General features: G+C 44.5%; 12 protein-coding genes. 7 read left to right on the top strand and 5 right to left on the bottom strand.

The features are described 5' to 3' along the window. The 4 genes from C7B62_RS21265 to C7B62_RS26935 all read left to right on the top strand — a co-directional run. Nucleotides 1-1,981 (top strand): plasmid replication protein, CyRepA1 family (locus C7B62_RS21265; protein WP_370304120.1); only part of this gene is annotated, 1,981 nt, incomplete at its 5' end. Between the two features lie 238 nt (nt 1,982-2,219). Beyond that, nucleotides 2,220-2,519: a hypothetical protein gene (locus tag C7B62_RS21275; protein ID WP_233220090.1), complete on the top strand. Its 300-nt coding sequence runs from the start codon at nt 2,220-2,222 to the stop codon at nt 2,517-2,519. Next, the gene (locus tag C7B62_RS21280; RefSeq protein ID WP_106242016.1) at nt 2,509-2,886 is read left to right on the top strand and encodes a type II toxin-antitoxin system VapC family toxin; all 378 of its coding nucleotides are present in this window, start codon (nt 2,509-2,511) and stop codon (nt 2,884-2,886) included. The genes C7B62_RS21275 and C7B62_RS21280 overlap by 11 nt, the downstream gene beginning before the upstream one ends. Nucleotides 2,887-2,931: 45 nt before the next feature. Beyond that, nucleotides 2,932-3,063 (top strand): hypothetical protein, encoded by a 132-nt coding sequence (locus C7B62_RS26935; RefSeq protein WP_255414075.1) that lies wholly within the window; start codon nt 2,932-2,934, stop codon nt 3,061-3,063. A 2-nt stretch (nt 3,064-3,065) separates the two neighbouring features. Here C7B62_RS26935 and C7B62_RS21285 read toward each other — a convergent pair whose 3' ends face one another. Next, a complete protein-coding gene (locus C7B62_RS21285) occupies nt 3,066-4,067 on the bottom strand; it encodes a site-specific integrase (RefSeq protein WP_233220092.1) in 1,002 nt (333 codons plus the stop codon). Between the two features lie 231 nt (nt 4,068-4,298). On the opposite strand from C7B62_RS21285, the gene C7B62_RS21290 reads away from it, so the two are divergent. Next, on the top strand, nt 4,299-5,465 hold the full coding sequence (locus tag C7B62_RS21290; RefSeq protein ID WP_106242018.1) for a Fic family protein: 1,167 nt from the start codon (nt 4,299-4,301) through the stop codon (nt 5,463-5,465). Nucleotides 5,466-5,625: 160 nt separating this feature from the next. Continuing rightward, the gene (locus C7B62_RS21295) at nt 5,626-6,576 is read left to right on the top strand and encodes a hypothetical protein (RefSeq protein ID WP_106242021.1); all 951 of its coding nucleotides are present in this window, start codon (nt 5,626-5,628) and stop codon (nt 6,574-6,576) included. Here the strand turns inward: C7B62_RS21295 and C7B62_RS21300 are convergent. The 4 genes from C7B62_RS21300 to C7B62_RS21315 form a co-directional block, all read right to left on the bottom strand. Further along, nucleotides 6,532-8,130 carry a Na+/H+ antiporter gene (locus C7B62_RS21300; RefSeq protein ID WP_106242024.1) on the bottom strand — a complete coding sequence of 533 codons (1,599 nt, stop codon included), beginning with the start codon at nt 8,128-8,130 and terminating at the stop codon, nt 6,532-6,534. The two genes, C7B62_RS21295 and C7B62_RS21300, sit on opposite strands and share 45 nt — an antisense overlap. Nucleotides 8,131-8,177: 47 nt before the next feature. Next, the gene (locus tag C7B62_RS21305; protein WP_106242027.1) at nt 8,178-8,912 is read right to left on the bottom strand and encodes an SDR family oxidoreductase; all 735 of its coding nucleotides are present in this window, start codon (nt 8,910-8,912) and stop codon (nt 8,178-8,180) included. Between the two features lie 103 nt (nt 8,913-9,015). Then, complete coding sequence (locus C7B62_RS21310; protein WP_106242029.1) at nt 9,016-9,879, bottom strand: SDR family oxidoreductase; 864 nt, start codon at nt 9,877-9,879, stop codon at nt 9,016-9,018. A 63-nt stretch (nt 9,880-9,942) separates the two neighbouring features. Next, complete coding sequence (locus C7B62_RS21315; protein ID WP_199194312.1) at nt 9,943-10,836, bottom strand: NmrA/HSCARG family protein; 894 nt, start codon at nt 10,834-10,836, stop codon at nt 9,943-9,945. A 343-nt stretch (nt 10,837-11,179) separates the two neighbouring features. On the opposite strand from C7B62_RS21315, the gene C7B62_RS25470 reads away from it, so the two are divergent. Further along, entirely contained in the window at nt 11,180-11,371 is a 192-nt protein-coding gene (locus tag C7B62_RS25470; RefSeq protein ID WP_146132163.1) for a hypothetical protein, read from the top strand. Nucleotides 11,372-11,436 lie beyond the last annotated feature (65 nt).

The raw sequence follows: 11,436 nt of genomic DNA on the forward strand, positions 1-11,436 counted from the left end.
TAAAAACCTGATTCAAAACAATCTTTCAGGCGATGGTAAAGTCTATCTAGCCGATGCAGATCTATCTGATGTTTCTATTGACTATATTCGTTCCCTAGCCAGTTTTCATATCGAACCTTTTGTTATTGTCAACGACTGGAAACCTCCTATTGAACAACGTTGGACTATTCATAACTACGAAGAGAAAAATCCTGCTCGTCTGGTGAGAGATTTAGTTAATCATATTCAAGCTGGTGGCAGACCATTTATTAGTTGTTCGGCGCAAAAACTCAAGTCAAAATGGGGAACACAAAATTTAGAATCTTATCTTGAGCAACAATTTCCAGATAAAAGAATACTTCGCATTGACTCCGAGACAGTAGCAGATCCATCCCATAGAGCCTATGGGTGCATTGCTCATCTCAATGAAATCTTACCGAACTACGATCTGGCGATCGCCTCCCCTTCGATTGAAACGGGAGTAAGTATTGAGTGCGAAAGAACAGATAATTGTTACTCAGAAATTCCTGTAGCCTTTCAATTATTACTACAAGGAATTAAAACTAATTTGGGACAAATCAAACAAGTTCCACATTTTGATTCCGTCTGGGCGATCGCCCAAGGGGTACAAACAGCCGATTCAATTCGTCAAGTATTGGCTCGCATCCGTGCCAATGTCCCTCGCTATCTTTGGGCTGCCAAACGGGGTTTTTATAAATGTATGGTGGGTAATGGAGCTACTGTTAAAAAAGCTTTGATTGCCAGCACCAAAAATAAAGCTATCAAAAATATTCGGTTACTACAGGCTGCTGATTCCTCTCTATTAGACTTAGATCTAGATACTAATTTCCAGCCAGAATCCTTAAATACCTGGGCGAAAAGAGGTTGTTATATTAACCTGACTATGCAGAACTATCGCCACTCAATTGTTGAGGGTTTGATTGGGGAGGGACATTTTGTTACCGCTCCGAACCAAACTCAAGCTGAAGACAAAAATTCTGCTGCCGAAGTGGAATCACAACTAAAACAAGTAGCCGAAACTAAATATCAAGCTGAATGTATTCAGGTAGCTGACGCACCTATTCCTACTGATTCAGAGTATCAGAAATTAAAAGATAAACGTGCTAAGACTAAAGAAGAAAGATGGAGTGAACGTAAGGGAAACTTGGTCAGGCGATATGGCGATGATGTATCGATTACTCCTGAATTAGTAGCTAAAGATGATGAAGGTTGGTACAGTAAAATACTTTCTCACTACTACCTTACCGTCGGTAGACCTTATTTAATTGAACGAGATTTAAGACAATTAAGAGCGATTTCTCATACAAATAGAAATCGTTTATGGTTGCCAGATTTTAATCGTAGTTTGTTGTCTACCCCACTGCGATTGTTAGAGACTTTAATAGTTGGCTTACTTCAACCAGGACGGACGGCTGAAATGGGCGAGGTGTCCTCGCCCATCGCGTCCTTAGTTGAGTATCGAGGTAGCGATCGCAATTTACAATTGATTGCTGAATTAGCCAAGGCAAATCAAAGAGAATTTAAAACTTTTCTTGGTTTAACCATCGTTGAATCAGATACGCCAATTAAAATAGTTCAGAAGCTGCTCAGTTTGTTAGGACTCAAGCTTATCTGTATCGGTCGTTTGGGGTCAAGAGGTCAGCGAGAACGAGTTTATATCTTCGAGCCTCCCAATGATGGTCGCTCAGAGATTTTTAAATCCTGGTTGCGAAGAGATAGTGCCTTAACCCAAGTAGAGCCGAATACTAATTTTTATTCCGTGTCCACTATAGGAAAAGATAATAATTTATCTCAGTCGATGGACATAAAAGTTGAAAGAGAAGCTCAGAATATTATTCAACCAGGGTCAATAGTTGAATGGTTAAAAGCTAAAGGAACATGGATTGTACAAGCAACTACTGGAATAGTTGCCAAAATTAGAGATAGTTATGGCAAAGAAGTACTGGTAAACTGTCAGGAATTAAATCTTTGTCAAGAGTGATAATAAATAATCGAAATGAGTGTATCTTGTTCGACCCTTTGCGGCACATTCAAGCCATTTCAAGGCATCGCTTCCTGGCAGCTTTGGAGCAGTATCTGGCGGTGACGGAGCAGCAAACAGAAAGCGCGATTTCGACGTTGAATTTTTGAAGGAGAGATCTCTTTGACGATGGTTGCCATTAATTTACAAAAACTCTATATTTTAAGTTGGTGGGCATCCCTTTAGTGGCGAGCGTGCTGTGGCGTTACATCCGATAGAAGAAGCAACTATGTCTGAACAAGAAATATACATTCAAACCCATACTGGCTCGGATGGCATGGTGCATCTAGATATGGATATTCCTACAGGTATTATTAACCAGGATATACAGCTTACGGTATCTTATAAAGTTTCTGGAGAAGGGACACTGCCAAAGAATGACCTCAAAAAAATCCTTGAGAATGCCAAACCTGCAAGCCGTTTGGCTCAATACGCGGGAACGATCACCTTGACCGAAGATCCCCTCATTTTTCAAGAACGTATCCGCAGTGAGTGGTAGCCCCTTTCTGATTCTCGATACCAATGTGGTGCTATATTATCTGGGCGGTCGCTTACAAAAGCCCTTAGAAAAGAAGCAGTACGTCATATCAATCATCACTGAGATTGAACTGCTTTCTTATCACAGTATTCAAGCCGACGAAATTAAAACGATTCAAAATTTTTTGGCTGAGGTAACGGTTGTCGAACTTAAGCACTCTATAAAAACAGAAACGATCTTCTTACGAAAAAAATACAACCTCAAAGTACCAGACGCTATCATTGCGGCCACTGCTTTAAAATTAGATGTTCCCCTACTTACCAACGATAAAAAATTACAGAGCATCTTGGAAATTGAAACTTGTACGGTAGAGATAATATCAAGCTGAATTGATTTCGCTCCCTCCTCAACTTTGAATTTTCTGAAAATCATCGTGCTAGTTAAGTTTTTTGACAGAGGTACTGGTGGTGGTCTTGGACCAGTGGAGTACATTACTCATAAAGAAGATTCGAGTACAGGTAAGTTACGCTACCCTGCCCCAGAAGTCATTTTTTGTGGCATTTAAGATCATCTAAACTTCAATCGCTTAACTGCCCTACGTTTTCTGCCTTCACCACGACGGTCATATTTAGCAGTAGTAGCAGGAGAAGTATGACCTGCTAATTCCTGTACCGTAAACACATCTTCACCCTCTGCTAAAAGATCGCTACAAAAAGTACGCCTGAAATCATGAGGCGAAAAATGTTTGACTCCCGCACTTATAGCTCTAGCTTTGACTAACTTGTATATCCCATCTCCATCACTAGCAAAGTGACGCAAGATTACTTTTCCGCCTTTATTAACGGGACAGATTAATGCTCCTGATGTATCTCCCCTAACTTTTAACCAATCTTCAATCATGCCTATAGCTTCTTTAGTCAGATAAACGAGCCGAAATTTGCCTCCTTTTCCCCGACGGATGCTTAATTCTCCCGTTGCTAAATCTAAATCATCTAGCTTCAACTGAACTATTTCCTGTCGCCTAATACCACCACAACGCAGAATGGCAATCACCGCAGCATCCCTTATGGCGATTGCGCCTCCTTGTTCGTAGCAACATTCAATTAGACTTTCTATTTCGCTAGTACTTAAAGCCCGACCTCGAAGTTTTCCTGTTCCTTTAACATTAGGAATATCGACGGCTTTATGATAATCAGATGCCTCAATTAAATCCAAACGATAGGCAACCGTTAGTACCTGGCGTAGAGCAACTAACATCTTATTAGTAGTAGTCGGAGCAAGCCTTTGTTTGAGAGCGGTTCTGACGGCTGCGGAGTGGTGATAGCGTAATTTTGACCAATCTAAAGAAAAAGCATCGCATTCCCCCTCAGTCAAGAGACGAGCGATCGCATTGAGAGAAGACAGCATCGAACGACGCGACCCTTCACTTAACGAACTGAGGTAAACTGCGGCGGGATGAAGGGTAACGGGAACTGGTTGTGGTAATTTAAGAGGACACGGGGTTTGAGGTTGTCTCAAACCCTTGAGATGTCCGTGTTGTTCTGCTTGGGAATAGAGCAGATAACTCACAATTGTTTTTTTAGAGTTTCTTAATTATCATCTCATTACGAGTGCATTTGCGAGCGACTTTGTTAGAAAGCGATCGCAAATTTAATGTGCAAAAATTTTACACATTACGGAATCACAATTTTTTTTTCAGCTTCAAGCGGTAGACGGCAATCAAAACGGCAAAAATTAATATGTCAATTTGCTATAATATAGACTATATAAATAATCAAGGCAATTTAGATAACGGCAATAATGCTTGAATCAATTTCTTTACTTGAACCACTGATGCCTCCTGTTGGTCACAAAAAATTAGAAGATTTGGCATCAGAAATAATTGCCGCAGCAGAAGGATTGAATCAAAGTGTCCACCCTATTGTCAGGCAAGAATTAGGGAAATTAGTACGCTCGATGAATTGTTATTACAGCAATTTAATCGAGGGACATCGAACACTGCCGACAGATATTGAAAAAGCCTTAAATAACGATTTTGTTAACGATGTGCGAACCAAAAATTTGCAGTTAGAAGCGATCGCCCATATTAAGGTACAAGAAAAAATTGACTTAGATTTAGCACCAGGGACAGTTGTTTCAGAAGAAAGAATCTGTTGGTTGCACCAAGAGTTTGCCAGTCATTTACCTGGATCGATGCTTAATGTTGAGAATAAAGAAGGAACGAAAGTTGTCGAGATCATACCTGGACATTATCGAGATGGAAATGTCATCGTTGGCAAACATATAGCTATTTCTGCTCCTGCCATTTCCTCTTTTCTGGCTCGATTTAAACAGGGTTACGATCCAGTTAAATTATCTACTGTTAATGCTGTTATTGCAGCAGCAGCATCACACCACAGATTACTGTGGATACATCCTTTTTACGACGGGAATGGTCGAGTAAGTCGTTTGTTTTCTCATGGTTATTTAAAAGAGATTGGCATCGGCAATAGTTTGTGGTCTATAGCCAGGGGTTTATCTCGTAATATTGACGATTATAAAAAGTTTTTGGCATTAGCAGACTCGCCACGTTGGAATGATCTTGACGGACGAGGAAATCTGACTACCAGGGGGTTAATCGAATTTTGTGATTTTTTTCTCAATATTTGTTTGGATCAAATTCGGTTTATGTCATCTTTAATCGAGCCAAATAAAATACTAAATCGTATGGAGATATATGTAGAAGAACAGGTTAGATTGGGTAATTTGTTACCTAATTCTTTCTTGTTATTAAAACAGCTTTGGCTAGAAGGAGAGATTGCTAAAAATCGCGTACCGCAAATTGTCGGCTATAAAGAAAGACAGGCTCGTAATTTGCAAAACAAGCTCATAGAATCGGGGTTAGTGGTAGCCGATGCGATTCGTTCTCCCTTAAGACTTAATTTTCCGATAGAAGTTGCCGAACGCTATTTCCCTTCTTTGTTTTGATACTTTATAAATGGCACTTAAAATAGGTCTTGAGAAGATATGTTTCCAAGAGCTATTTTGGAGGAAATCCCTATATTTTCGTTATTGAGTGTTAATTGGGGCATCTCTCTGATGGTAATTACGGGGTAAAATAATTCAAGCATCATCGGAGAAACAATAGATGGCGCGTTCCAAAAAGCAATGGCGAAAGAGAAGAAAATCTGCTTCAAGTACGAGTAGCGAACTAGCAGTAATACCCATCGCTCCCCTTACGGTCTCAGAAGAAAGCGATCGCAACTCACTAGAAAGAAAAGTAGAAAGGGCTTTTTATGAAGCTGGGATGGCGTTAATGGAGTTAAGAGATAGGAGATTATATCGTTCTACTCACAATACTTTTGAAGAGTACTGTCGCGATCGCTTTGATTATACTCGCCGTCGTCCTTACCAGTTGATTGAGGCTGCTCAGATTTACGACAATCTCATTGAAAAATGTGCAAAATTTTTACACATTAGGGCAAGTCACCTGGGGTCGCCCCAGGTGCTTGATATGCCCGTTTTGCCAACTAAAGAGGGTCAAGTACAACCTTTAAGTCAACTCGAGAGGGAGTCACAACCCTTAGCTTGGGAGACTGCTGTAGAAGAGGCAGGAGGGAAAGTGCCGACGGGACGGATTGTTAAAAATGTGGTACGGCGCATTAAGGATGAAACTTCAGCACCTGTACCTTTTCGAGTCGGGGAAGTTTGCCAGATTATGGCGAAAGATAATCCTGAGCTGCGGGGTAAAAGTGGCTGTTGGTGTATTGTGAGTGAGGTTTATGAGTTTAGCTGTTTGGTTAGTACTTGGAATAGTGAATATCTTCTGCGACCCGAAAATCTTAAATCTTTGAGATATTCGACCGATGAATGCAAGCAGATGGAGAATCTGGGTGTTCGCATGACTGAGTTATATGAAACGGGTAAATTGGATGAAGCAGCACTTTGGGTTCTTAATGGGTTGGCGAAGCTTAAAACTCCCTATCTGACACTTTTAGAGTCAAAGCTACTGGCACTTTTAGAACTAGAATATTTAACCAATGGTTCGGACAATTTAAACTATCCTCCGGACTTTGAATTCCTCCAGGTCGATCGATGACAGATACTTCCTAATCAATGCTTCGTCAAACTCAGCACGGCGATTCATTTTGTTCAGTAATTCTCGTCGTCGCTCTAGCATTTCCAGGTAAATGGATTGATAGTCTTTTAATGAATTTTGCCAGACGAGATTTGATTCTTCGAGTTCGCGAGCAAAAAACTTCAGATCGATTTCAAGCTTCGAGAACAGATTATCCAAATGCTCGTTTCGCGATCGCTCTGCGCCGTATTTTTCTTCCAGGAATCGGAGCGAAGCCTGCGCTAATTTCTTCTGAATGATGATTTCTTGCTGTTGTTCGGGGATGAGAGTGAACCTATCTCTGAGGTGTACTTTGCGGATCAGCCAAGGCAGCGTTAATCCTTGAAAAACAAGGGTGATTAGAATGACGATAAACGTGATAAAGAGAATGAGGTCACGATAGGGAAACGGCTGTCCTGCTTCAGTGAGGATCGGGACGGAAAGTGCGGATGCCAACGAGACCACACCCCGCATTCCTGCCCAGCCGAAAACCAGCGGACCTCTCCAGCCTGGATTTGGGTCTGACACCGGGATAAAGCGGCTCATGAATTTCATCAGAACAGACGTTCCTAGTGTGCAAAGCAGCCTGGTGACAATCAGCACGAACGCGATGATCGATCCATACCCAATGGCACTGCCTAAACTAATGATCCCAAGCTGTCGGATGACAAACGGCAATTCGAGACCGATGAACAAAAAAATCAACCCGTTCAAGACAAAGACTAGATTATTCCATACATTTACGCCTTCAATCCGGCTGCGGTAACTCAGCAAACGATCGCGCTTGCTGGATAAGAACAGTCCACCACTGACAACTGCTAGCACGCCCGAAACATGAAAGTGTTCGGCAAAATAATACATACAGTAGGGTGTGATCAGTGTTAAAACGATCTCAATGCTGGACGTTGTGGGTAATAATCGATGAACGGCGTAAAACATCAATCCCGCAATGAGTCCGATCGCTATTCCCATTAAGATAACGACAACGAAGTTAATGGCGGCGGCTTGAAATTGGAACCGTCCGGTGAGGACTGATGCCAACGCGAAGCGAAACACGATCAACGACGAGGCATCGTTGAGCAGGCTTTCGCCTTCGATCAGACTGACCAGCGATTTCGGCACGTTGACCCGCCGCATGATCGTCGTGGCGGAAACGGCATCAGGCGGTGAGATAATGCCACCCAACAAAAAGCCTAGCGCTAACGTAAAGCCAGGAATCAGCGCACTGGAGACCACTGCAATCACGCATGACGTTAAGATGACGATGGGAAAAGCAAAACCGATGATTATCCCTCGCCATTTCCAGAATTCTTTCCACGAGACTTGCCACGCAGCTTCATAGAGCAAAGGCGGGAGAAAGATCAGGAAAACTAGCTCTGGGTTAATGGTGATATTTGAAAACGGAGCGACGAAACTCAGCGCAAGTCCGCCTAATACCAGCACAATCGGGTAAGCTAGTCTTAGCTTATCGGCGATCGTGACCAATCCGAGAATGATCGAGATGAGGTAAATATATTGAATAAAAATGCTTTGCATGAAGTGGTTTTTTAGACGACGGGAGTGTATGATTTTTGTGCAAACGTTTATGCAAAGCCGCCATTTACACGCACCACTTGAGCATTTATCCAGCTACCCCGATCGCCCGCCAGAAAAGACACCACAGGAGCAATGTCTTCTGCCTGACCAAGACGTTCTAGAGGAGGAATTTTGCTTAACTGCTCAATTTCTGTGTCGGTCTTGCCCTTGAGGAAGAGATCTGTTGCAACTGGCCCTGGCGCGATCGCGTTTACAGTGATGTTGCGACCCCGTAATTCATTGGCGAGGACGTGAACTAATCCCTCAACCCCTGCTTTGGAAGCGATATAGGGACCGTAAGTTGGCAGTGCTTTTGCGATCACGCTAGAGGAGAGTGCAATAATGCGTCCGCCTGAGGATAGATGTTGAGCCGCCTGTGCCAAGATCAGGAAAGTACCGCGTAAGTTCGTGGCAATTACTTTGTCAAACGCCTCAACGTCGCCATCGGCAATCCGGGTCAGGGGCATTATGCCCGCACAATGTACGACAACATTGATTGCTCCAAATTTGTCCAACGTCTCCTGAAAGAGCCGCTCTACATCAGCAACACTCGATACATCCGCTTGCACCGCGACTGCTCGTCCACGATCGGACTCAATTTCAGCGACAGCTTTTTCTGCTGTTTCAGCATTGCCAGAATAATGTACTACAACCGCGAAGCCGTCTTGGGCGAGTTGAATTGCAACGGATCTCCCGATGCCTCCCGATGCTCCTGTGACAATGGCAACCTTGTTATTTTCCATCTCAATTACTCCTTACTTCAATTCTGGTTTTAACGGTTCTTACTCCATGTTGTAGCAATCGATATAGCGAATTTTATGAATAAACAGAGCTATATGATCTCACCTAAACATTGGGGCTAAACATGGGGGCATAGTCATGGGCGAAGGTCTGAAAACTCCGTGGCTCTTTGCCGATCGCGTCCCGCACGCCAGAGCTGATTGCGGCAGCTTCATTGCGCCGATAGTGGGCATATTCCTCCAGTAGTCCGTCCACTTGCCAGAGCGGAAATTTAGCACTCAGTAAAAATTCATGCATCGATTCGGGCGAGACATCGACAAACGTAATCTGACGACCGATCGCCGTAGAGATCTGCACTGCCATCTCAGCATGAGTCAGGGCTTGCAGTCCCGTGAGATCGTAGATCCTCCCCTCGTGTCCGCTTTCTGTGAGTGCGGCTACGGCAACTTCGGCAATGTCGCGCACGTCTACTGCACTCACTTTTGCATCGCCTGCGGCTGCATAAAAGGCGTTTTGTGTCGCGATTGTGGATCGGAAGTTTAAGATGCCCTGCATAAATAGATTGGGGCGTAGAAAGGTGTATGCCATACCGGATGCTTGAATCGCCGCTTCGACGGCGGCATGATACCGCAGGAAGCGCACGGGTGATTTGGCATCGGTATCGAACTGCGACAGGTAGACCAGATGTTTGACACCGCTTTGTTTGGCAGCATCGACAAATGCGAGTTGTTGCGCTTCCACCCGCTCGGTGCGCTGGCTGACGAGGAATGCCCGTTCCACGTCAGCCAGCGCACCGAGCAGCGTTTCTGGTCGATCAAAATCGCCCTGTACAAGTTCTACAGTGGGGGCAGCGATCGCACTCGCGCGAGTGCGATCGCGAACCATCGCCCGAATGGTAGCGTTTTGCGCCACCATTCGCTTCACAATTTCGATTCCATTGCTTCCCGTGGCACCAGTTACCAGAATCATATTGGATGTCCTCAAATGTGTTTGTGCTGCCGCTTTTACTAATCGGCGTTTGCTGAGAGTGATTTATTTGCCCGACTGACTTGCCACTGGTTTTGCCCAATCATGATCGCGCAAATAAGATTCAAAATCGCTCAGCACAGGAAAAGTGCGCTTCAGTTCCGTCAAATCCGCTGCATAGCCAACGTTCTCAAACCAGCGAAACATAGTTGTTATTTCCGCTCCAGCTTGCTGCTCGAACGCTTCAAACGGAATTTGTTGATAGTTGACAGGTCTTCCCAAAACGCGACTAAACGCAGCAGCGATTTCTGGCATCGTCATATCCACACTAGCAACTTCGATTTCGCGCTTCATAAACGCTTCAGGTCGCTCGAATACTTCGGCAACTACTACCCCGTAGTCCTCTTCAGACAGTTGCTGTAGTTTCGTTGTTGGACTGAGCGGCTGAGAGAGTGTCCCATTTTCAATCATTGATCGCATCGCGTTGTAGTTATAAAGGAAGAAAACCGGACGTAGAATTGTGTAAGGCAACTCGATCGCTCGAACGTATTCTTCGACTTGAAACTTGCTATCAAAATGGGGAACGCCTGTGCTGCGTTCTGCGCTCCCCACCGAACTGTAGACGAAATGTTGGATGTCTGCTGCTTTCGCCGCGTCTGCTACCGTCTTGCCCTGACGGATTTCAGTGTCTAGTCCGCCTTGAAAGTCCTGCACTGAAAAAATGCCATAGGCACCTTGTAACGCGCGATCGAGGGAAGCGCGATCGTTGAGATCTCCTACTACGAGTTCTGCACCTGCTTGCTTAAGAGCTTGGGCGGTGGGCTTGTTTGGGTCACGCACAAAGGCACGAACTCTGAAACTTCCGTGTTGCAGAAGATGACGCGCCACCGCACCGCCTTGGTTGCCAGTCGCACCGATTACGAGAATGGTTTGATTTGAAGTTTCCATTTTGGTGTCCATCCATAATAGTTGTAAGATTCAATCAATTGACTTTGACGGGAACGGTGATGATAGAGCTATCCCTTGTGCCATTCGGTGGCTAGCTCTGGCAGCAGGCGATTGATCACGTTATAGTTCACCGCTGTCCAGTACTCTGAACTTGCTTCATCTACGAACGAAGCTCCGTCGTACTGCCTGGCTCTTCGTAGGCGAACTTAGGACCATGAACCTTTCGCCAGTACTCGTCCCAATGCTCGAAAGCAAGGTTCGGAGTCGGCTCAAGGGCGATGGACGAAGATTCAACAGATGGATTCTCGACAGGTTTGCCATGACGATTAAGGGTAAACCCGTCGTCGTGCGGTCGGTGCGCCCAGGCCGTATTATCGGCACGAGAAACGAAGGTTGGCGTAACAATGAGTGGCTTCGTCGTAGTTTGGTAGGTTTTTCGGTGCGGTGGTCGGTGCTTCATGTCAGACAAGCGATCGCGCCGATCCAACTCCTGCCTGTCGAAATTCGTTTGTGTCATCTGCCTAACCTCGATCTCATCAGGGAATAATTGGCTGTCCGCCAGTCACAGGAATAACGGCTCCCGAAACATAACTCGCCTCATCTGAAGCCAGC

This window comes from Pleurocapsa sp. CCALA 161 (genome assembly GCF_003003995.1).
GTDB lineage: Bacteria > Cyanobacteriota > Cyanobacteriia > Cyanobacteriales > Xenococcaceae > Waterburya.

Coding starts and splice junctions, on each gene's coding strand:
- C7B62_RS21290 (WP_106242018.1), top strand. CDS start 4,299: ATGCTTGAATCAATTTCTTTACTTGAACCACTGATGCCTCCTGTTGGT.
- C7B62_RS21295 (WP_106242021.1), top strand. CDS start 5,626: ATGGCGCGTTCCAAAAAGCAATGGCGAAAGAGAAGAAAATCTGCTTCA.
- C7B62_RS21300 (WP_106242024.1), bottom strand. CDS start 8,130: ATGCAAAGCATTTTTATTCAATATATTTACCTCATCTCGATCATTCTC.
- C7B62_RS21305 (WP_106242027.1), bottom strand. CDS start 8,912: ATGGAAAATAACAAGGTTGCCATTGTCACAGGAGCATCGGGAGGCATC.
- C7B62_RS21310 (WP_106242029.1), bottom strand. CDS start 9,879: ATGATTCTGGTAACTGGTGCCACGGGAAGCAATGGAATCGAAATTGTG.
- C7B62_RS21315 (WP_199194312.1), bottom strand. CDS start 10,836: ATGGACACCAAAATGGAAACTTCAAATCAAACCATTCTCGTAATCGGT.